Source organism: Mesorhizobium alhagi CCNWXJ12-2 (assembly GCF_000236565.1).
Taxonomy (GTDB): Bacteria; Pseudomonadota; Alphaproteobacteria; order Rhizobiales; family Rhizobiaceae; genus Allomesorhizobium; species Allomesorhizobium alhagi.
Genome location: NZ_AHAM01000026.1, coordinates 1 through 21,745 on the forward strand (window position 1 = coordinate 1; position 21,745 = coordinate 21,745).

Genomic DNA, 21,745 nt, shown 5'->3' on the forward strand with positions numbered 1-21,745 from the left:
GACCTCTTCCTCCGGCGCCTCGAAAACAAGCTCGTCATGCACCTGAAGCAGCATGCGCGCCGAAAGCTTCGCCTCGGCGAGCGCGGCGTCCATGCGGATCATCGCGCGGCGGATGATGTCGGCGGCCGAGCCCTGGATCGGCGCGTTGATGGCGGCGCGCTCGTTGAAGGCTCGGTGCTGCGGGTTCGACGAGCGGATTTCCGGATAATGAGCCCGCCGGCCGAAGATCGTCTCGACATAACCCTTCTCGCGGCAAGAGGCCTTCGTCGATTCCATATAATCGCGTATGCCGGGAAAGCGCTCGAAATAGCGTTTGATGTAGTCGCCGGCCTCCTCGCGCGGGATCGACAGCTGGTTGGCGAGGCCGAAGGCGGAGATGCCGTAGATGATGCCGAAATTGATCGCCTTGGCGCGGCGGCGCACTTCCGAAGGCATACCTTCGACCGGCACCGAGAACATTTCCGAGGCCGTCATCGCGTGGATGTCGACGCCGTCGGCGAAAGCTTGGGTCAGCTGCGGAATGTCGGCTATGTGGGCGAGCACCCGAAGCTCGATCTGGCTATAGTCGGCCGAGATCAGCTTGTTGCCCTTCTCAGCGATGAAGGCCGTCCTGATACGACGGCCCTCTGCCGTGCGGATCGGTATGTTCTGCAGATTGGGCTCGGATGAGGATATGCGCCCGGTCGGGGTGGAGGCGAGAGCATAGGAGGTGTGAACGCGCTTCGTCTCGGCGTGGATGTAGTCGGGCAGGGCGTCGGTATAGGTCGACTTCAGCTTGGTCAGCTGCCGCCAGTCGACGATCTTGCGCGGCAGCTCATAGCCTTCTGCGGCCAGTTCCTCGAGCAGTTGCGCCGTCGTCGACCATTGCCCCGACTTGGTTTTGCTACCGCGCGGCAAGCCCATGCGGCCGAACAATATGTCGCCGAGCTGTTTCGGCGAGCCTATGGTGAAGCGCTCGCCGGCGATCGTGTAGATCTCGTCCTCGAGGGCTGCCGCGCGCTGGGCCAGTTCACCCGAAAGCCGGCTTAGCATCTGTCGGTCGACCGAGATGCCGCGCCCCTCCATCCGCGCCAGCACCGGCACAAGTGGACGTTCCAGCCGCTCATAGACCGAGACCTGCCCCTGCGCGACCAGCCGCGGCTTCAGCACGCGCCACAGCCGCATGGCGAGGTCTGAACCCTCCGTCGCATAGGTTGTCGCCCGCTCGATTTCGACGAAGTCAAAGGTCACGAGGTTGCGGCCGGAGCCGACCACGTCCTTGAACGGGATCACGGCATGGCCGAGCCAGCGCTCCGCCAATGTTTCGAAAGCATGGTTGCCATTGCCTGCGTCGAGCACGTAGGAAATCAGCATCGTGTCGTCGAACGGCGCGATGTCCACGCCCAACCGGTGTATCAGCAGCCAGTCATATTTGATGTTGTGGCCGATCTTGAGCACCGACGGGTCGGTGAGCAGAGGCCGGATTGCCGCCAGAGCCTCATCGAAGGAGACCTGGTTCGGCGACCGGCCGCCTCCGAGCAGGTCGCCTTCGCTGGAGCGATGCGCGATCGGCACATAGGCAGCGCGTCCCGGCCGGATGGCGAGCGAGAAGCCGACCAGTTCGGCCAGCATCGGGTCGAGCGAGGTGGTTTCGGTCCTGAAGGCGACTGTGCCCGCTTCGCGCGCCTCAGCGAGCCAGGTCTGCAGGGTGGCGATATCGCGGATGCATTCGTATTTCGAGCGATCGATCTTGGCCGCGACGGCGGCCTCGGCGCGCGATTTGGCAAGCGCGGCCGGAGTTGCGCCCTCCGCCCTCGAGGAGGCGGCGAAGCCGCCGGAGGGCGCTGCCGAAGATTCTGCGCCTGCAGCCACGTCGGCGGGAAAGAGAATGCCTGCATCCAGATCGGGCCCGTGCGCCTCCGCGCCGGCCTGCACGATGATGCGAGCCGCCTCGATTTCGTTCGGTTCCGCCCCGGTTGTCTCGGCGACGCGGCGGGTCAGCGAAGAGAATTCCAGCGCCTTGAGAAACGAAATCAGCTTCGGCCCGTTCGGCGGCTGCAGCGCGAAATCGTCGAGCCCGTCTGCCAGCGGCACGTCGTTTTTCAGCCGCACCAGTTCGCGCGAAATCCGCGCCTTCTCGGCATTGTCGATGATCGACTGGCGGCGCTTGTCCTGCTTGATCTCGCCCGCCCGAGCCAGAAGCGCATCGAGGTCGCCGAACTGCTCGATCAGTTGCGCCGCCGTCTTCGGCCCTATGCCGGGAACACCGGGCACATTGTCGACCGAATCGCCGGTCAGCGCCTGCAAATCGATCATCTTTTCGGGCGGCACGCCCCATTTCTCGATGACCTCGGGAACGCCGATCTGGCGATCCTTCATCGGGTCGTACATCGACACGGTCGGGCCGACCAGCTGCATCAGATCCTTGTCGGAGGAGATGATCGTGGTGTCGCCGCCCGCTTCGCAGGCCAGCCTTGCATAGGTTGCGATCAGGTCGTCGGCCTCGAAGCCTTCGATCTCGATGCAGGGCAGGTCGAAGGCGCGCGTCGCCTGCCGGATCAGGCCGAATTGCGGGATCAGATCGTCCGGCGGCGCCGAGCGGTTCGCCTTGTACTCGGCGTAGAGCTCGTTGCGGAAGGTTTTGGATGAATAGTCGAAGATCACGGCCAGATGCGTCGGCACCACGCCGACATCCGTGTTGCGCGCATCCTGCATCAGCTTCCACAGCATGTTGCAGAAGCCCGACACCGCGCCGACCGGCAGCCCGTCCGATTTGCGGGTCAGCGGGGGAAGCGCATGGTAGGCGCGGAAGATGTAGCCGGAGCCGTCTACGAGGAAGAGGTGATCGCCTTTTTTCATGGCGAAAGCGATAGCGTGGAGGGCAAACACTGTCCACTTCCAAACATTCGGAAGCAGCCGTCCGGCGCCGACCAACTGACATTCCGGACCGATCACGCGTTTGTTACGAAACTGTAATGTTGTTGCCCTTGAATCAACACTTTCCGGTTTCCAAATGATCGCCATCGGCGTTTTTTGCCGAGTCCGGAGTATGGCCCGTCCCCCGCCTAGACCGGACACAGCGGCAGCCTAATCCCCCTCTCCGGGCTGCCGCTCCATTTTGAAGTACCGCCGCCGTGGTCTCCCCCTCCGCCACGGCGGCATTTCTTTGCCCGCGGCAAAGGGCTGAACCAATCTTTCCGGGCTTTTCGCGGCCGTTGCGACCCATTAGGGTGCGGCCAGATTCGAAAGGGCCCTGAATGCTGCCACTACCACCCGTTCTCGACCGCCTCGACCGGAACCTCGACCACAGTGTGGAGCGCCTGTTCGGCCTGCTCCGCATCAAATCGATCTCCACCGATCCGGCCTATGCCTCCGAATGCCGCCGCGCCGCCGAATGGCTGGTCGCGGACCTGACCTCGATCGGCTTCGACGCCAGCGTCCGCGACACGCCCGGCCATCCCATGGTGGTGGCGCATCATGACGGCCCGACGCCGGACGCGCCGCATGTGCTTTTCTATGGCCATTATGATGTCCAGCCCGTCGACCCGCTCGAATTGTGGGAGAGCGACCCATTCGACCCGGCGCTGAAGGATATCGGCGCCGGCCGCAAGATCATCACCGGCCGCGGCTCCTCCGACGACAAGGGCCAACTGATGCTCTTCGTCGAGGCGTGCCGCGCCTATAAGGAAGTCCACGGCAAGCTGCCCTGCAAGGTGTCCATCTTGTTCGAGGGCGAGGAAGAGTCTGGCTCTGCTTCGCTGAAGCCGTTCCTGGAAGCCAATGCCGCGGAACTGAAGGCCGATTTCGCCATGGTCTGCGACACCTCGATGTGGGACCGCGAGACGCCGGCGCTCTGCATAGGCCTGCGTGGCCTCGTCGGCGAGGAGATCACGGTCCATGCGGCCGACCGGGACCTGCATTCGGGCGAATTCGGCGGCGCGGCAGCCAATCCGATACGTATCCTGGCCAAGGTGCTGGCCGACATGCACGACGAGACCGGCCGCGTCACCATTCCCGGCTTCTACGAAGGCGTCGAGGAGACGCCGTCCCAGATCCTGAAATCCTGGGAAGCGCTGGGCGAGACCGCCGAGAGCTTCCTCGGCGAGGTCGGCCTGTCGATCCCGTCCGGCGAGAAGGGCCGCTCGGTGCTCGAACTCACCTGGGCGAGGCCGACCTGCGAGTTCAACGGCATCACCGGCGGCTACACCGGCAAGGGCTTCAAGACGGTCATCGCCTCGCAAGCATCGGCAAAAGTCTCCTGCCGCCTGGTCCACAAGCAGGACCCGCAGAAAATCCGCGAAGCGCTGCGGGCTTTCGTCCGCGAGCGCATTCCCGCCGACTGCTCCGTCGAGTTCGATGAGCATGGCGGCTCGCCGGCGATCCAGCTTTCCTACGATGCGCCGTTCCTGACAAAGGCCAAGACGGCTCTGTCCGACGAATGGGGAAAGCCGGCGGTCATGATCGCCATGGGCGGCTCGATTCCGATCGTCGGCGACTTCCAGAATTATCTCGGCATGGAATCACTGCTTGCCGGGTTCGCGCTCGTCGACGATCGCATCCACTCGCCCAACGAGAAATACGACCTGTCCTCCTTCCACAAGGGCCAGCGCTCCTGGGCCCGCATCCTCGACGCGCTGACCCGGTGAGGCCCTCATGACCATCCGCTTCCACAGAAACGACCTGCCTGATCTCGCGCATTACGAGGTCGACGCCGTCGCTATCGACACCGAGACCCTGGGCCTCAAGCCGCACCGCGACCGGCTTTGCGTGGTGCAGATCTCGCCCGGCGACGGCACCGCCGACGTGATTCAGATCGCGCCCGGCCAAACCCAGGCGCCCAATCTGGTCGCCATCTTGCGGGATGCAAAAATCACGAAACTTTTCCACTACGGCCGTTTTGACATTGCCGTGCTCTACCATGCCTTCGGCGCCATGGCCGAGCCGGTGTTCTGCACCAAGATCGCCTCGCGCCTGACCCGCACCTATACCGACCGCCACGGGCTCAAGGACATTTGCGCCGAGCTGATAGGCGTGAATCTCTCCAAGGCGCAGCAATCCTCCGACTGGGCGACCGAGACGCTGTCCCAAGAGCAGCTCGAATATGCGGCGTCGGACGTGCTCTATCTGCACCGGCTGCGTGACGTGCTGGCGGGAAGGCTGGTGCGGGAAAACCGTACCGAGGAAGCCGAGGCCTGCTTCCGCTTCCTGCCGACGCGCTCGAAGCTCGATCTTCTCGGATGGGACGAGGAAGACATCTTCGCGCACAGCTGAGGATGTGCAGCCTACGGTGCCCGTTGGTCGCACAGCAAATTCCGCAGCTCAACCCAGCGTAGCGGATTGACACTGGGGAAAAGATTGGAAAACCTTCTTCTTGGGGGAGTGGGTTCCGACCGGCATGTCATCCTGCAGGATTGACGCACTCCATTCGGTAGCAATTCGAGGAACGCGTCGGGTGCCTCCGCACGCCGGCATCATAGATATCAGATGGTGAATCCAATAGCGCCGTTGCGCCGCCGGGCGCAATGAGCAGGGGGAGCTTATGGCGAATTACAACTTGACGGTAGGCAACGATGTTCTCATCGGCACGGAGGGTGCTGATAATTTCTACGGTGTGAATTCCGGTGTCACCGGTGGTACCGACACGTTGAACGGCGGTGGGGGCGACGATAGTTTCTATGTTGGCCATCTCGCCGCCGGCACGGTCAACGGCGGCTCAGGAATTGACACAGTTTTTATTTACGGTGGCTTGGGTACTGTTACATACACCAACGTTGAAATTCTGAGCGTAACTGAATTTTATGTTCTCTCTGGTAGTGTATCGCAGTTTGCTTCCTTCGGAAGGATTGTGGATTCCACCGATCCGCTGCGGCAGATTCCCATTTACCTTGCCGGAGCCGGCGGCACCGTCGATTTCTCCGGACGCCTGACGGGTAGCCAATCGATCAATCTGACGGGCTCCGACGCAACGTCCGGTGTTGTCATCACCGGCACAGCCAATGGCGATGAACTCCGCGGCTCAAAGTTTAACGATGTTTTGAATGGGGGCGGCGGCGCGGACTGGATCGGGGCTGGTGACGGCAACGACACACTAAACGGCGGCGATGGGAACGATACGCTCTCGACCGGCGGCTTTGGCGCCGACACTTTGAATGGTGACGCCGGCAACGACACACTCAGCGCCTACAACGGCTTGGCCAACACGCTGAACGGCGGTGCCGGCAATGATCTATTCCTGATCTTTGGCAATTCAGGTACAGTCGATGGCGGCGCTGGTACGGATACTGTAAAAGGCAGCGATTTCGGGAATACCACTTTCACTAACGTTGAGGTGCTGAATATCGACGCCGGCCATATCTTCGCCAAAATACCGCAGCTGGCTTCCTTTGCCGCGATTGTAAATTTACCTGTTTTTGGCACGCAGATTACATTTGTTCTGGATGGAGATGGCGGCGTCCTCGATTTCTCGACGCGAGTGACAGGTACGCGTTCCGTCTACGCGACGGGCCAGGACGTTATATCCGGCATCACCATTACCGGCACGCTCAACGGTGATCGCCTCGAAGGTTCGGAATTCAATGACACGCTGAACGGCGGTGGGGGCGACGACACGCTGGACGGTGGCGGCGGCGATGACACGCTGGACGGTGGCGATGGTGCTGACACACTTTACGGCGGCGGTTCCGATGTGTTGAGGGGTGGTGCCGGCGACGACAGGTTTATTATCCTAGATAATACGGCAGCAACAATCGATGGAGGCGCAGGCAAAGACACAATCGTCGTAACGAGTGCTCTCGGTTCACTAACCTTCAGCAACGTTGAAGTTCTCGAGATCGAAAACGGTTACGTGTTTGCCAGCTTGGCGCATATTAATGCTTTCAACACGATATTTTCCACCATCTATCCTAATACCGTGATCCTTTTCAATCTTGTCGGGGCTGGCGGCACGGTTGATTTCTCGGATCGTCTGACAGGGGAGTGTGCTGCTTCTGTAGACGGCCAGAACCTCTCCTCAGGATACAAAGTCGTTGGAACCGTCAACAATGATTTTTTTATTGGCTCTAGCTTTGACGACGTGCTGAACGGCGGCGGCGGAGCGGATGAGCTAGTCGGTGGCTTCGGTAACGACATTTACTATCTCGACAACTCGGCCGATGTTATCGTCGAAGCGGCCGGAGGCGGTACCGATACAGCGCGTTCCTTCGTCAACTGGACGCTTGCCAACAATGTCGAGCGACTGGAGTTGCAGGGGACGGGCAATCTGAACGGCACCGGAAATACGCTTAACAACACGCTGGTCGGCAATGCGGGCAACAATGTCCTGAACGGCGGCGCCGGAAACGACTATATGATGGGCGGCGCCGGCAACGACATATTCGTGGTTGCCGCAGCCCGAGACAGAACCGTCGAGAATGCCAGTGGCGGCACCGATACCATTCGCAGCTATATCAACTGGACGCTCGGCGCCAATGTCGAGCGGCTGGAGCTGCAGGGGACGGGCAATCTGAACGGCGCCGGAAATTCGCTCAACAACACGCTGGTCGGCAATGTGGGCAACAACCTCCTGAATGGCGGCGCCGGAAACGACTATATGGTCGGCGGAGCCGGCAACGATATATTCGTGGTTGCCTCGACGGAAGATAGAACAGTCGAGAATGCCGGCGGCGGCATCGATACCGTTCGCAGCTATATCGACTGGACGCTCGGCGGCAATGTCGAGCGGCTCGAGCTGCAGGGCACGGGCAATCTGAACGGCGCCGGAAATACGGCCAACAACACGCTGGTCGGCAATGTGGGCAACAACCTCCTGAATGGCGGCGCCGGCAACGACTATATGGTAGGCGGCGCCGGGAATGACATTTTCATGTTCGATACCGCGCTCGGCGCGAGCAATGTCGATACGGTCGCTGACTTCAACGTCGCAGCCGACACCATACGGCTGGAGAACGCGATCTTTTCGACGATCGCAGGATCCGGAACGCTGACGGCAGCTCAGTTCGCCAGTAACGCCAGCGGCACGGCGCAGGACGCCAGCGACCGCATCATCTACGAGACCGACACCGGAAAACTGATCTACGACAGCAACGGCAGTGCGGCCGGCGGAGCTTTCCATTTCGGCACGCTCGCCTCCGGCCTTGCAATTACCAATGCCGATTTCTTTATGGTCTGACGTGGCGGCATACGCAGGCCTGTTTCCGCTTCCTGCCGACGCGCTCGAAGCTCGATCTTCTCGGATGGGAAGAGGAAGACATCTTCGCCCACAGCTGAGTGGTGTAAAAGGCTCAGCTCGGATTGACGGGTTTGCGGCGAGGCGGCGTTTGCTTTAGCGGCGCCGAAGGCACGGCGGGCTGCTCGGGCTCGCTGTTCCACCATCTGTAGAATGCGTAAGCCGCAAGGGCGACAAGAATGCGCTTCATCGGCTGTCTCCCGGATGAGGTCCGTTGAAAAATCTTGGCCACGCGATTTCGTTCCCCGCGCAAGACCTGGACGGGTGCTGATCAAACCTGCGTGAAAAACCGGTTTTGCTGCTCGGAATGACGGAAATCACGTCGGTTTCAGGCAAAAACGTGCGGTTTCGCCTTGGCTGGAATACGGAACCTTTCACCGGCGCGGCTGTTGGAGACCCGAGGGTCACCGGATGACCCGTGAAATCGAATCAGGAAGGAAAACGCCATGAAGATTCTTCTAGCCACGGCATTCTCCGTAATTCTCTCGCTCTCCGGAGCGGCTTTCGCCCAGGAAACTGGTGCCACCCAGCCGGACCCGCTCGGAACCGACGTCGATCGCGGCGGCGGCATAACCGATGCCGCCACCTACCTCGAAGGGCCCAACATCCATAAGTTCTATGTGGATGAGCAGATGACGACCCTGCGTCCCGTAGAAGAGATCAGGACCACATACCTGGCCTTGCCCGAGACCGAGAGGACCAGCCTGGTGGTGGCCTGCGATAAAAACGACGACGTGAGGTTCACGGAGCTGTGCCGGAACATCGGTGGGATGTAACAATCCTGAGAAGCCGCAAAGCCCGCTCCGGTCGAGCCGAGGCGGGCTTTGCTTTATCACTAGATAGCGACGCGTAGGACGCACGCGGGCGACCCGGCGCGTCCGGTACCTTGGGGCAATCGCGCAAACGCCTATCGGCTCCTCACTATCGGCCCTAAGTTCGGCTCCGGTGTCTGCCGTCGGATGCGATCCGCAGATCGGCGCCTAAAAGCCAGAACCGGATGGTCCGAAGCGCAAACCTGTGCAAAATGAGGAAATTTGGTGGAGCCAAGCGGGATCGAACCGCTGACCTCCTGCATGCCATGCAGGCGCTCTCCCAGCTGAGCTATGGCCCCATTCCGGCTTGAAGGCCGGGCGCCGTTTCCGGCGGGAATTCTTGCTCGGGCATCCGGCCCGAGCCGTCGTCGAAGGCGGCTTCTAAACCGGCTCCGTTCGCAGATCAAGCCTTTGCATCAGGCTTTGATCTGAATTGTGCGGCGCTGCTGGATTCCCGGCTCAGACGTCGTCGTCGTCGCCGACGCCGATAATGTCGGAAACGTCGTCGTCGTCCTCCTCTTCGTCTTCGAGGAATACGTTCTCATCGTCGTCGCCGAGGTCGACGTCTTCCTCGTCCTCGATCTCGGGAAGATCGTCGGCGGTCTTGGCCTCGTCATCAGCCTCTTCGAGCGAAACGACTTCAGCGCCTTCCTCTTCGGTGTCGAGTTCCTTCTCTTCGACCTCTTCCTCCTCTTCGAGGATCTTGCTTCCGGCCGATTCGAAATAGGAAAGCGGATACGTCTTCCCGGTGTACGGAGAGACGATCGGATCCTTGTTGAGGTCGTAGAATTTGCGGCCCGTTTCCGGGTCGATGCGCTTTGTACCGAGTTCGGATTTCGCCACTGTTGAGCCTCGCCTTTGAAAGTCGGTCCCCTTAGCGGCTGTTCCCTGGTCTGTCAAAGCCAAAATCCCGGCTTTTCGGGACGGCCGCCGCGGGGGATGACCACGGCTCCGACGCATGATAGGAACCGCCGCGAAGATCAGGAAAATGCGGGTTTTTGCCGCCGTTTCCGCATGAGGAAGAATATGGCGCACAACTCGCCCGCACAGCCGGCAATTGCAAAAAAATCGGAAGCGCTCGCCGGAACGGTCCGGATGCCCGGCGACAAGTCGATCTCGCACCGTTCCTTCATGTTCGGCGGGCTGGCTTCCGGGCAAACGCGCATCACCGGCCTGCTCGAAGGCGAGGACGTGATGCGCACCGGCGAGGCGATGAAGACGATGGGCGCGCGCATCGAGAAGCGCGGCGCCGAATGGATCATCGACGGCACGGGCAATGGCTGCCTGCTCGAGCCGACCGCTCCATTGGATTTCGGCAATGCCGGCACCGGGTCGCGGCTGACCATGGGCCTTGTCGGCACCTATGACATGGAGACCACCTTCGTCGGCGACGCTTCCCTCTCCGGCCGGCCGATGGGCCGCGTGCTCGGCCCGTTGCGCGAAATGGGCGTCCAGGTGCTCAAGGCGTCGCCGGGCGACCGCATGCCGATCACGCTGCGCGGACCCAATACCGCCGCGCCGATTTCCTATCGTGTGCCGATGGCCTCGGCGCAGGTCAAATCCGCCGTGCTTCTCGCCGGCCTGAACACGCCGGGCATCACGACGGTGATCGAGCCGGTGATGACGCGCGACCATACCGAGAAGATGCTGAAGGGTTTCGGCGCCAACATCGAAGTCGAAACCGACCGCGACGGCGTTCGCCACATCCGCATCGAGGGCCAGGGCAAGCTCTTCGGTCAGACCATCGCCGTGCCCGGCGACCCTTCCTCGGCCGGTTTCCCGCTCGTGGCGGCGCTAATCGTGCCGGGTTCCGACATTATCATCGAGAACGTGCTGATGAACCCGACGAGGACCGGCCTCATCACCACCCTTCTGGAAATGGGCGCGTCCATCGATCTGCTCAATCCGCGCAATGCCGGCGGCGAGGATGTCGCCGATTTGCGTGTCCGCTCGTCACAACTGAAAGGCGTCAGCGTTCCGGCCGAGCGCGCGCCGTCGATGATCGACGAATATCCGGTGCTGGCCGTCGCTGCATCCTTCGCCGAGGGCGAGACGCTGATGCAGGGGCTGGAAGAACTGCGTGTGAAAGAGTCGGACCGGCTTTCGGCGGTCGCCAATGGCCTGAAGGCAAACGGCGTCGACTGCACCGAGGGCGAAGCCTCGCTCGCCGTGCGGGGAAAGCCAGGCGGCAAGGAGTTGGGCGGCGGTATGGTAAAGACCCATCTAGACCACCGCATCGCCATGAGCTTCCTGATCATGGGCCTTGCCACGGAAAAACCGGTCACGGTCGACGACCGGGCGATGATCGCCACCAGCTTCCCGGAATTCATGGGACTGATGACCGGGATGGGGGCGGAGATCGACTGACATGTACCAGCCGCCGCAGTTTCGTGAAGATGACCTTTCCGTTCAGCATGCGTTGATCCGTGCACATCCGCTCGGCCTGCTGATCACGGCCGGACCAGATGGCCCGACCGCGAATGCCTTGCCTTTTCATCTGGTCGACGAGGGCCCGCCTAAAGGCGTGCTTCAGGTCCACATGTCGCGGGCAAACGGGCAATGGAAGGAAATCGCAGCGGGCGCGCCGGTCCTTATCGTCTTCCAGGGCGACAACGCCTACATCACGCCCTCCTGGTACGCGACCAAGCGCGAGACCGGCAAGGTCGTGCCAACCTGGAACTACGCTATCGTCCAGGTGCGCGGTAGCGCGAAGGTCATCGATGACTCCGGATGGCTGCGCACCCAGATCGAGGCGTTAACCGGGGAACACGAACATCGGCGGCCGGCGCCCTGGCGCGTCGACGATGCGCCGGCTGCATTCGTCGACGCCCAGATCAAGGGCATCATCGGCGTGGAGATCGCGATCACCGGGATCGAAGGCAAATGGAAGGTAAGCCAGAACCGGCCGAAAGCGGACATTGCCGAGGTCATCGACGGGCTGGGCGCTGCCACTGAGGTTCACGCCAATCCGGGAATGGCCGACCTCGTGCGGCGCTACGGTGTCGATCGATGATCATCGCCATCGACGGCCCCGCCGCCTCCGGCAAGGGCACCCTCGCCCGGCGTATCGCCGACTATTACCACCTGGCGCTTCTCGATACCGGCCTGACCTATCGCGCCGTGGCATATGAGATGCTGCAGCGCGGCTGGCCGCTTGACGACGAAGCGCATGCGATCGCAGCCGCAAGGCAGGTCGACCTAGGCGCGCTCGACCGTGAGACTCTGTCGGCGCATGAGATCGCCGACGCTGCGTCGAAGGTCGCCGTCATCCCGGAGGTCCGGCGCATCCTGGTTGAAAAGCAGCGGGCCTTCGCCCGAAATCCGGCCGGCGCGGTGCTTGACGGGCGCGACATAGGAACTGTCGTCTGCCCGGATGCCGATGTGAAGCTTTACGTAACGGCAAGCGCGGAGGTGCGTGCGGGACGGCGGCTGCGCGACATCGAATCGCGCGGCGGCCGGGCGGATTTCGCCGAAATCCTCGCCGACATCGTGCACCGCGACGAGCGCGACATGGGCCGCGCCGACTCGCCGCTCAAGCCCGCCGCCGACGCGCACTTGCTCGATACGTCGGAAATGGGTATAGAGGCCGCGTTTCTGGCAGCCAAAGCCATCGTGGACGATGCCTTGGCCAAAAGAGACAAGGCCTGAAATCCGGCCGGCCGCGTTTCCCCCGAGGGAAACTGCCGCACTGGATTTGGACCAAGCACCAGCCTGCCTGCATTCTCATGCGCCGGAAATCGCCGCGAAAGCGGCACCAGGGCCTTTTGGTCCGGATGCGGGCAAGCTAAACGCAACGCAAACAACGGCGCCGGCTCCAGCGACAATGCCGGAGCGTTCCAGGAGAAAATATGTCAACTGCAACCCCCACTCGCGATGATTTCGCGAGCATGCTCGAAGAATCGTTTTCCGACGGCCATTCCGGCGAAGGCCAGGTCGTCCGCGGCACCATCACCGCGATCGAAAAGGACATGGCCATCATCGATGTCGGCCTGAAGGTCGAGGGCCGAGTGCCGCTGAAGGAATTTGGCGCCAAGGCCAAGGACGGCCAGCTCAAGGTCGGCGACACGGTCGAGGTCTATGTCGAGCGCATCGAAAACGCGCTGGGCGAAGCCATGCTGTCGCGCGACAAGGCCCGCCGCGAAGAGAGCTGGGTCAAGCTCGAAGAGAAGTTCACCAAGGGTGAGCGCGTCGAAGGCGTCATCTTCAACCAGGTCAAGGGCGGCTTCACCGTCGATCTCGACGGCGCCGTGGCCTTCCTGCCGCGCAGCCAGGTCGATATCCGTCCGATCCGCGACGTTTCGCCCCTGATGCACAACCCGCAGCCTTTCGAGATCCTGAAGATGGATCGCCGCCGCGGCAACATCGTCGTGTCGCGCCGCACCGTGCTCGAGGAAAGCCGCGCCGAACAGCGTTCGGAAATCGTTCAGAATCTCGAAGAGGGCCAGGTAGTCGAAGGCGTCGTCAAGAACATCACCGATTACGGTGCGTTCGTCGACCTTGGCGGCATCGACGGCCTGCTGCACGTCACCGACATGGCCTGGCGCCGCGTCAACCATCCGACCGAGATCCTCAACATCGGCCAGACGGTCAAGGTGCAGATCATCCGCATCAACCAGGAAACCCACCGCATCTCGCTCGGCATGAAGCAGCTCGAGAGCGATCCCTGGAGCGAGATCGGCACCAAGTTCCCGATCGGCAAGAAGATCACCGGCACCGTCACCAACATCACCGACTACGGCGCGTTCGTCGAGCTGGAGCCGGGCATCGAGGGCTTGATCCACGTTTCGGAAATGTCGTGGACGAAGAAGAACGTGCATCCCGGCAAGATCCTGTCCACGACGCAGGAAGTCGACGTGGTGGTGCTCGAGGTCGATCCGGCCAAGCGCCGCATTTCGCTCGGCCTCAAGCAGACGCTCGAGAATCCGTGGGAAGCGTTTGCGCGCAACCATCCGGTCGGCGCGATCGTCGAAGGCGAGGTCAAGAACAAGACCGAGTTCGGCCTGTTCATCGGCCTCGAAGGCGATGTGGACGGCATGGTCCACCTCTCCGACCTCGACTGGAACCGTCCAGGCGAGCAGGTCATCGAAGAGTACAATCGCGGCGACATCGTCAAGGCGCAGGTGCTCGATGTCGATCAGGACAAGGAACGCATCTCGCTCGGCATCAAGCAGCTGGCGCGCGATGCGGTCGGCGAGGCTTCGACCTCGGGCGAACTGCGCAAGAACGCGGTCGTCACCTGCGAGGTCATCGGCGTCAAGGAAGGCGGGCTGGAAGTCCGGCTCGTCGACCACGGCGTCGAGACCTTCATCAAGCGCAACGATCTGAGCAGAGACCGTGACGAGCAGCGCCCCGAGCGCTTCTCGGTTGGCCAGAAGGTCGATGCGCGCGTGATCGCCTTCGACAAGAAGACGCGCAAGATCCAGGTCTCGATCAAGGCGCTGGAAATCGCCGAGGAGAAGGAAGCGGTCGCCCAGTACGGCTCGACCGACTCCGGCGCGTCGCTCGGCGACATTCTGGGTGCGGCGCTCAAGAACCGCGGCGGCAAGGACGAGTAATCGTCCCTGTCTTCAGGGAAATTAGAAAAAGCCCCGCTGGAGCAATCCGGCGGGGCTTTTGTTTGGGGGTAGGACGATGCGGCATTCAGCTCCCCTTGAGGGGCAGGGGAAAGCCGCACTAATCGACCGCAATTTCGATCAGGCAGGGCTTGTTCAAAGCCCGCGCGGCGAGCAGCGCAGCCGGCAGTTCTGCGGAGGATGTAAGGCGCCTGGCTGTCAGACCGTAAGCTTCGGCGAGCTTACAAAAATCCGGCGGTGCCGGCGAAACGCCGACCGGCTCGACGCCGACATCGCGCATCGAGGTTTCGATCTCGCGGTAGCCGCGATTGTTCCAGACTACGAAAATGACCGGCGCTCCAGCATCCAACGCCGCACCGAGTTCCGGCAGCGTGAATTGGAAGCCGCCATCGCCGGTCAGGCAGACCACCGGCGCGTTCGGGTCGGCGAGCGCCGCTCCGATGGCAGCCGGCGGGCCGTAGCCCAGCGCGCCGAAGCCGGTGGCGGCATTGAACCAGCCGCCCGGCCTGTCGTGATCGTAATAGAGATTGGCTGCATAGACGGGCTGCGTTGAATCCCCGACGATGATCGATCCAGGCAACGTGTCGCGGATCATCTCGACCACGGAGACCTGCTCGCGCATGGCCGGGCCGATCTCGGCGATGGCGGCGCCTCGCGCCTTCTCGGCCCGTGCGCCGCCACCGGATCGGGTCCTGCCGGCGATTTCAGCTGCGCTGATCGCATCTTCAAGCGCGTCAAGCGCGACCGCGCAATCCGCCTGGATGCCAACGGTCACAGGATGACGCGCGAGTTGATCTGGGCCGATGTCGATCCGAACCAGCCGGGCCGGCGGCACAAATCCTCCATCGGCGTACATGTCGTAGTCGGTAGGGCCGAATTCGGTTCCGGCGGCGATGACAAAATCCGACTCCGCCATCAGCGCGCGGACGGCCTGCAGGCTCGGACTGGCGTGAACGCCGAGCGGGTGGCGATGGAGCAGCCCGCGGGCGTTGGCCGTGGTGACGACAGGCGCGTCGAGGCGTTCGGCAAGCCTCGCCAGCTCGGCTCCGGCCCGTTTGGCGCCGCCGCCGGCAAGGATCAGCGGGTTTTCGGCGGAGAGCGCCAGCCTCGCCGCTTCGGCAATCGCGGTTTTGTCGGGCGCTGGGGGCACAAATTTGCCCGGAAGCACCTCCAATTCGCCGGCAGGCTTGCCCATGACGTCGGTCGGTATTTCGATATGAACCGGACCGGGCCGCGCGGTTGCAAAAAGCGTGAAGGCGCGCGCCAGCCCTTCCGGCAATTCGGTCGCCCGTTCGATCCGGTGCGAGAACAGCGCCACCTTCTCCATCATGCCGCGCTGGTCCGGCAATTCATGCAGATAGCCGAGCCCCTTGCCGAGCGTGTCGGTGGCGTTGACCCCGGAGATGACCAGCATCGGCACCGAATCGGCGCGCGCCTGGCCCATCGCAGTGATCGTGTTTGTCAGGCCGGGACCGGTGATCACGAAGGCCACGCCCGGACGCCCTGAAACGCGGGCGTAGCCTTCGGCCATGAAGCCCGCGCCCTGCTCGTGACGCGGCGTGACGTGGCGTATCTTCGAGCGCGCCAAGCCGCGATAGAGCTCGACCGTATGGACGCCCGGAATGCCGAACACGGTATCGACGCCGTGCGCCTCCAGCAGCGAGATCAGCGCCTCGCCGATGGTTTTCTCGTTGCTCACTGCCGCAGCACCGGGCGCGTCAGGCAGGTCGGCCCGCCCTCGCAGGCAATGCACAACGCGTCGGCCTCGAAAGTCTCGACCGTGCAGCCGGCCGCTTCCATGGCTGCCCTGGTTTTGGGAAAGCCCGCGACGGCGATGACCTTGCGCGGCGCGGTCGGCAGCACGTTCAGGCTGAGGCCGTGGGAGAGGTGAAATTCTTCGGCGTCGCCCTCGACCAGCTTGATGCCGCGCGCCTTAAGCATCTGGTAGAATGCGGCCGGCAGAAGCGGCGCATAGACCAGCGCCAGATCGTCGGCCAGCGGACTGATCACCGACATCAGGTGAAGGCAGGCGTCCTCGCCGTGCCAGAGCGGCAGGTCGTAGCCGTAAACCTCGATGCCGAGCGGCGACAGCAAATTTGCGACCTGCTGGATGCCGTGCTGGTTCGTGCGCACGCCGCGGCCGATGGCGAGCGTCTTGGCGTCTACCCAGACGCAGTCGCCGCCTTCCACGGTCCCCGGCTCTTCGACCCGGCCGAGGATCGGCACGCCCATGCGGCTGTAGGCGGCCTCGTGCAGCGAAGGTTCGGTGCGCCGCAGCGCCTTGCCCATGGAAAGGATAAGCGCGCCATGATCCGTCATCAGCGACGGATCATGGGTAAACACCGAGTCGGCCAGTCCGTCCTGGGCATCGTCGAGCCATTCGATCGAGGCGCCGGATGCAGCGACGAGTTCGGCCAGCGCCTGATGCTGTTTCGCCGCGCGTTCAGCATCGAAGCCCGGTCCGTAATGCCAGGTTTCCCGGTCGGCGCCGTGCATGGCGCTGCCGGCACGGCGCATCAGCACCCGCTTCAGCGGCGCCGCCATCGATTGAGATCCGAACATCTTTCCGGTCTGCAGGTTCAAATCGTCCTCCCGTCTTGCCAGCGGCATGGAGCCACTAAACATTTTGCGCCACCGCCCGGCAAGGGGCCACGGCAGGCGGGTTGACGGAGGCAAGCCGCCCGGTCCATCCTGTCACAGGGACGCGAGTTTGTGACTTGGGTAATGGGTACGGGATTCCACCGGAATCGAAATCGCCGCAAAGGCTATACGGCATGAGCAATGCCGGTGAAGAATCGCTTTCAGGCGCGGCTGATGTCGCGGCCGAGGCCATTCACGTCGAGAACCTGCACAAGAAGTTCGGCCAGTTGCATGTCCTGAAAGGCGTTTCGATGTCGGCGCGCGACGGCGAAGTTGTGGCGATCATCGGCGGCAGCGGCTCGGGCAAGTCGACGCTGCTGCGCTGCATCAACTGCCTGGAGAACCCCACCAGCGGTCTTATCCGTGTGAATGGCGAGGAGATCCGGCTGAAACCGGATGGCCACGGCGGCAGCGTGCCGGCCGATCGCCGCCAGATAGAGCGCATCCGCTCCAGGCTCGGCATGGTTTTCCAGAGCTTCAATCTCTGGAGCCACATGACGCTGCTCGAGAACGTCATCGAGGTGCCGGTGCATGTGCTCGGCATCAAGCGCGACGAGGCCGTAGCCAACGCGGAAAAGCTGCTGGAACGGGTGGGGCTCGCGGAGAAGCGCGACGTCTATCCGGCCTTTCTGTCGGGCGGCCAGCAGCAGCGCGGGGCGATCGCCCGGGCGCTGGCGGTCCAGCCGCGCGTCATGCTCTTCGATGAGCCGACATCCGCGCTCGATCCGGAACTGGTCGGCGAGGTCTTGAAGGTGATCGCCGATCTGGCGCGGGAAGGCCGCACCATGGTGCTGGTGACACATGAGATGAAGTTCGCCCGTCAGGTCGCGAGCCATGTCATCTATCTCTATAACGGGCTGGTCGAAGAGGAAGGACCACCGGAGCAGATTTTCGGCGATCCAAAGTCCGAAAAGCTGAAGCAATTCATCCGCAACATCCACTGATTGCGGGCGAATAGTGGGAACAAATCAACCAAAACAAAATGGGAGTGCGTGACATGAAGAAAATACTCGCAACCGCCGCGATGGCGCTGGCTTTCGGAATAGCCAGCCTCGCCGCCGCTGGCGCCGAGCCGGTCAAGGTGGGCTTTTCGCCGGAAGCCTATCCGCCGTTCTATTCCGCCGACGCCTCGGGCAACTGGACCGGCTGGGAGGTGGAGATCGCCCATGCAATCTGCGCGGAGGCGAAGTTCGAATGCGAACTGACCCCGATCCCTTGGGACGGCCTCATTCCGGCGCTGACGACGAAGAAGATCGACGCGATCATGAACTCGATGTCGATCACCGAGGAGCGCAAGAAGACGATCGACTTCTCGGACAAGTACTACAACACGCCGACCGCGATTGTCGGCCCCAAGAGCGAGAAGTTCGGCGCGACGCCCGAAGACCTCAAGGGCAAGATCATCGGCGTCCAGGTTTCCACGACGCACTCGGCCTACGCCAAGAAGCACTTCACTGAAGCCGCCGAGATCAAGGAATACCAGACCCAGGACGAGGCCAATCAGGATCTTGCCGCCGGACGCATCGACGCGACACAGGCCGATTCGATCGCGCTCGACGCCTTCCTGAAATCAGAGCAGGGCGCCGCCTGCTGCGACCTCAAGGGCCATGTCGCCGAAGATCTCGAAATCCTCGGGCCGGGCGTGGGCGCAGGCGTGCGCAAGGAAGACACGGAGTTCAAGGAAAAGATCAACGCCGCGATCAAGGCCATTCGCGCCAACGGCAAGTATGAAGAGATCACCAAGAAGTACTTCGACTTCGACATTTTCGGCAGCTGACCGGCTGTGATGGCGGCTGCGCGGATGAAAATCCGTGCAGCCGCGTTCACATCGAAGGCGGGATTGACCCGCTCGTAAAATAGGATCGGGCCGATCGAAGCGTTTCTTCTTCCGCTGTCGCAGGCGAGTATTTTCGATCTCCTGGCGCTAGAGCCGCCGGGCTGGGGCGGCAATCTGTTGCGCGGCCTGATGAATTCGGTGGTGATCGCGGTCGGCGCTTTCGGCTTCGGCCTCGCCATCGGGACCGGCGGGGCCTATGGCAAGCTGTATGGCGGGCCGATCGTGCGCGACCTGCTGGAAGTCTACACTACGATCGTCCGCGCCGTGCCGGAACTGGTGCTGATCCTGCTTCTCTATTTCGCGGGAACCGACCTGATCAATCGCGTCCTGGAAGCCCTTGGTTACGCTCGCATCGACGTTAACGGCCTTGTCGCCGGCATCTGGGTGCTGGCCTTCGTGCAGGGCGCCTATTCGACCGAGGTCATTCGCGGCGCGATCCTCGCCATCCCGCAGGGCCAGATCGAAGCCGCCCGCGCCTACGGCATGTCGCCCGGACTGCTTATGCGGCGCATTACCGTTCCCGCCATGTTGCCCTTCGCCATACCCGGACTCGCCAATCTCTGGCTGATCGCCACCAAGGATACGGCGCTGCTGGCGATCGTCGGTTTCAGTGAACTCACCCAGGAGACGCGGACGGCCGCCGGCCAGACCAAGGCCTATTTCACCTTCTTCATGGCGGCAGGCGCGCTTTATCTCCTGCTGACGCTGTTTTCCAACGTCATCATCGCGCAGGTCGAGCGCTGGGCCCGGCGTGGCATGCCACGGATCGCCGGGGGTGGCCAATGACTACCCAGACCGCAAACGGCCTCGTCGATACCGCGGCGCGTGCTTCGCTCTGGCTGCAGCCGCACCGCATCGTGCTGATCGCCGTGGGCCTGGGGCTGGTCGCATCGGCCGCTGTCTTCATGCGCTGGGACTGGATCCCGGCCTATTACGACTTGGCCCTCCAAGGCATCTGGCGAACGATCTGGATCCTTGTCGTCACCGGCATACTCGGCTTTGCGCTGGCGGTTCCTCTAGGCCTCGTCCAGACAACAGGCCCGCGCTGGTTGGCCTGGCCGGCCAACGCCTTCTGCACCGTGATCCGTGGCACGCCGCTGCTGCTGCAGCTCTGGCTACTTTATTACGGGCTGGGCTCGCTGTTCCCTCAGTTTCCGTGGGTCCGAGACTCGTTTCTCTGGCCGTATCTCAGGCAGGCATGGCCCTATGCGGTGCTGGCGCTGACGCTCTCCGTCGGCGGCTACGTCGGCGAGGTCATGCGCGGCGCATTCGCCGGCGTGCCGCGCGGCCAGCTGGAGGCGGCGCGCGCCTATGGCATGCATCGGCGGACGGTCTTCCGCCGCATCTGGCTGCCGCAGGCGATCTACAGTGTGCTGCCGACACTGACCGGCGAGGTGGTGCTTCTGCTCAAGGCGACGCCGCTGGTGGCGACCATCACCGTCGTCGACATCTACGCAGTCGCCTCGCGGGTGCGGCAGGACACTTTCATTGTCTATGAGCCGCTGCTGCTGCTCGCGCTGATCTATCTCTGCATAACCGGCATCATCGTCTTCGCCTTCCGCAAGCTCGAAGCGAGAATCCCGGCGCGACTGGGCTAGAATTGAATGACCGGAACCGTGACGATCAGCATGGAAGAAGCGCTGGCGCTCTGCGAAAGCGCGGCAATGATTGCCGGCGCGAATGCGGAAGTTGCAAATTCTCTTGCCAGGTCGGCGGTCGCCGCGGAAGCGGAAGGGCAAGTATCGGTTGGGTTGGCGCATTTCATCGACTATCTCGAAGCATTGGAGGCTGGCCGCATCGACGGTCAGGCCGTGCCCGAGATCGCTCGCCCGGCCGGCGCGATCATCCTGTCCGACGCCAAAGGTGGCGCGGCGCATCCCGGCTTCGACCGCGCCTTTGACGACGTCGTCGACACGGCTCAAAAATTCGGCGTCGCCATCTTCAGTCAGAAGAACGCCTATACCTGCGGCGCGCTCGGCTATTTCGCCGGGCGGTTGGCCGGGCGCGGACTGGCGGCGCTGGCTGCAACCAACGGACCGGCGCTGGTTGCCGGCGCCGGCGGTACCAAGCCAGTCTATTGCACCAATCCGCTGGCCTTCGCCGCACCTGCGGCGGGAGGCCCGCCGCTGCTGATCGACCAGTCCTCCAGCGCCACCGCTTTCGTAAACATCCGCAAGGCGGCCCATGCCGGCCAGAGCATCCCGGAAGGCTGGGCGCTGGATGCGGCGGGCAACCCGACCACGGATGCACGCGCCGCGGTGAAAGGCACACTGCTTGCTTTCGGCGGCAGCCGCGGTGCGAACATTGCTTTAATCGTGGAAATTCTTTCGGCCGGCCTCTCGGGCGCGAACTGGTCGCTCGACGCACCGGCCTTCATGACCGGCTCGCAATCCCCCGGCACGGGGCTGTTCGTGCTCGCTATAGAACCGAAACTCCTCGACCCGGATTTCGAGACGCGGCTGCGATCGCAGATGGATCGGCTGGCCGGCGACTATGGCGTGCATATTCCGGGCAAGGGCAAAGTTGCCATGCGGCAGAAATCCCGCGAACGAGGTCTCGCAATTCCGCGGCCGGCCTATGACGAGATCGCCCGCCGGGCTGACCGCAATTCTTTCTGAGACAGGCAACCAGTCTGAATGCGATCAGCCCTGTTGTTCCCTCAACGCCGTCATAGCCGAAG

General features: G+C 62.8%; 18 protein-coding genes, 1 tRNA gene and 1 pseudogene. 14 read left to right on the forward strand and 6 right to left on the reverse strand.

Annotation, left to right across the window (positions count from 1 at the left end; all coding sequences use genetic code 11):
* Positions 1-2,838, reverse strand: a 2,838-nt coding sequence (gene polA, locus MAXJ12_RS02600) for a DNA polymerase I (RefSeq protein ID WP_040584693.1), incomplete at its 3' end; no start/stop codon positions are given.
* A gap of 398 nt (positions 2,839-3,236) precedes the next feature.
* Between polA and MAXJ12_RS02605 the strand changes: the two genes are divergently transcribed.
* The 4 genes and pseudogenes from MAXJ12_RS02605 to MAXJ12_RS36495 all read left to right on the forward strand — a co-directional run.
* On the forward strand, positions 3,237-4,625 hold the full coding sequence (locus MAXJ12_RS02605) for a M20/M25/M40 family metallo-hydrolase (protein ID WP_008834200.1): 1,389 nt from the start codon (positions 3,237-3,239) through the stop codon (positions 4,623-4,625).
* 7 nt (positions 4,626-4,632) lie between these two features.
* A complete protein-coding gene (locus MAXJ12_RS02610) occupies positions 4,633-5,250 on the forward strand; it encodes a ribonuclease D (protein ID WP_008834201.1) in 618 nt (205 codons plus the stop codon).
* Positions 5,251-5,518: 268 nt separating this feature from the next.
* The gene (locus MAXJ12_RS02615) at positions 5,519-8,146 is read left to right on the forward strand and encodes a beta strand repeat-containing protein (protein ID WP_008834202.1); all 2,628 of its coding nucleotides are present in this window, start codon (positions 5,519-5,521) and stop codon (positions 8,144-8,146) included.
* A gap of 8 nt (positions 8,147-8,154) precedes the next feature.
* Positions 8,155-8,244: pseudogene (locus MAXJ12_RS36495) on the forward strand (ribonuclease D); the annotation flags it as partial.
* 14 nt (positions 8,245-8,258) lie between these two features.
* Here MAXJ12_RS36495 and MAXJ12_RS39575 read toward each other — a convergent pair.
* Positions 8,259-8,393, reverse strand: a complete 135-nt coding sequence (locus MAXJ12_RS39575) for a hypothetical protein (protein WP_008834203.1) — start codon at positions 8,391-8,393, stop codon at positions 8,259-8,261.
* 256 nt (positions 8,394-8,649) lie between these two features.
* On the opposite strand from MAXJ12_RS39575, the gene MAXJ12_RS02620 reads away from it, so the two are divergent.
* Positions 8,650-8,979: a hypothetical protein gene (locus MAXJ12_RS02620; RefSeq protein WP_008834204.1), complete on the forward strand. Its 330-nt coding sequence runs from the start codon at positions 8,650-8,652 to the stop codon at positions 8,977-8,979.
* Positions 8,980-9,238: 259 nt separating this feature from the next.
* Here the strand turns inward: MAXJ12_RS02620 and MAXJ12_RS02625 are convergent.
* A tRNA-Ala gene (locus MAXJ12_RS02625) sits at positions 9,239-9,314 on the reverse strand.
* Between the two features lie 160 nt (positions 9,315-9,474).
* Positions 9,475-9,858 (reverse strand): TIGR02300 family protein, encoded by a 384-nt coding sequence (locus MAXJ12_RS02630; RefSeq protein ID WP_008834205.1) that lies wholly within the window; start codon positions 9,856-9,858, stop codon positions 9,475-9,477.
* 183 nt (positions 9,859-10,041) lie between these two features.
* Here MAXJ12_RS02630 and aroA point away from each other — a divergent pair, with 183 nt between their 5' ends.
* The 4 genes from aroA to rpsA all read left to right on the forward strand — a co-directional run bounded on the left by aroA (position 10,042) and on the right by rpsA (position 14,570).
* On the forward strand, positions 10,042-11,382 hold the full coding sequence (gene aroA, locus MAXJ12_RS02635) for a 3-phosphoshikimate 1-carboxyvinyltransferase (protein WP_008834206.1): 1,341 nt from the start codon (positions 10,042-10,044) through the stop codon (positions 11,380-11,382).
* A gap of 1 nt (position 11,383) precedes the next feature.
* A complete protein-coding gene (locus tag MAXJ12_RS02640; protein ID WP_008834207.1) occupies positions 11,384-12,028 on the forward strand; it encodes an FMN-binding negative transcriptional regulator in 645 nt (214 codons plus the stop codon).
* Entirely contained in the window at positions 12,025-12,663 is a 639-nt protein-coding gene (gene cmk, locus MAXJ12_RS02645; protein ID WP_008834208.1) for a (d)CMP kinase, read from the forward strand. Before MAXJ12_RS02640 ends, cmk begins: the two co-directional genes overlap by 4 nt.
* A 200-nt stretch (positions 12,664-12,863) precedes the next feature.
* Positions 12,864-14,570 carry a 30S ribosomal protein S1 gene (rpsA, locus tag MAXJ12_RS02650; RefSeq protein WP_008834209.1) on the forward strand — a complete coding sequence of 569 codons (1,707 nt, stop codon included), beginning with the start codon at positions 12,864-12,866 and terminating at the stop codon, positions 14,568-14,570.
* A 118-nt stretch (positions 14,571-14,688) separates the two neighbouring features.
* On the opposite strand, the gene MAXJ12_RS02655 is transcribed toward rpsA, so the two are convergent.
* On the reverse strand, positions 14,689-16,287 hold the full coding sequence (locus tag MAXJ12_RS02655) for a 5-guanidino-2-oxopentanoate decarboxylase (RefSeq protein ID WP_008834210.1): 1,599 nt from the start codon (positions 16,285-16,287) through the stop codon (positions 14,689-14,691).
* Positions 16,284-17,132 carry a dimethylarginine dimethylaminohydrolase family protein gene (locus tag MAXJ12_RS02660; RefSeq protein ID WP_040584695.1) on the reverse strand — a complete coding sequence of 283 codons (849 nt, stop codon included), beginning with the start codon at positions 17,130-17,132 and terminating at the stop codon, positions 16,284-16,286. Before MAXJ12_RS02660 ends, MAXJ12_RS02655 begins: the two co-directional genes overlap by 4 nt.
* A gap of 230 nt (positions 17,133-17,362) precedes the next feature.
* Here MAXJ12_RS02660 and MAXJ12_RS02665 point away from each other — a divergent pair, with 230 nt between their 5' ends.
* The 5 genes from MAXJ12_RS02665 to MAXJ12_RS02685 all read left to right on the forward strand — a co-directional run bounded on the left by MAXJ12_RS02665 (position 17,363) and on the right by MAXJ12_RS02685 (position 21,683).
* Entirely contained in the window at positions 17,363-18,172 is an 810-nt protein-coding gene (locus tag MAXJ12_RS02665) for an ABC transporter ATP-binding protein (protein ID WP_008834212.1), read from the forward strand.
* A gap of 53 nt (positions 18,173-18,225) precedes the next feature.
* Positions 18,226-19,005 (forward strand): transporter substrate-binding domain-containing protein, encoded by a 780-nt coding sequence (locus MAXJ12_RS02670; RefSeq protein WP_008834213.1) that lies wholly within the window; start codon positions 18,226-18,228, stop codon positions 19,003-19,005.
* 177 nt (positions 19,006-19,182) lie between these two features.
* A complete protein-coding gene (locus tag MAXJ12_RS02675) occupies positions 19,183-19,851 on the forward strand; it encodes an ABC transporter permease (protein WP_008834214.1) in 669 nt (222 codons plus the stop codon).
* Complete coding sequence (locus MAXJ12_RS02680; protein WP_008834215.1) at positions 19,848-20,663, forward strand: ABC transporter permease; 816 nt, start codon at positions 19,848-19,850, stop codon at positions 20,661-20,663. The genes MAXJ12_RS02675 and MAXJ12_RS02680 overlap by 4 nt, the downstream gene beginning before the upstream one ends.
* Positions 20,664-20,669: 6 nt before the next feature.
* A complete protein-coding gene (locus MAXJ12_RS02685) occupies positions 20,670-21,683 on the forward strand; it encodes an Ldh family oxidoreductase (RefSeq protein ID WP_008834216.1) in 1,014 nt (337 codons plus the stop codon).
* The last annotated feature ends 62 nt before the right edge of the window (positions 21,684-21,745 follow it).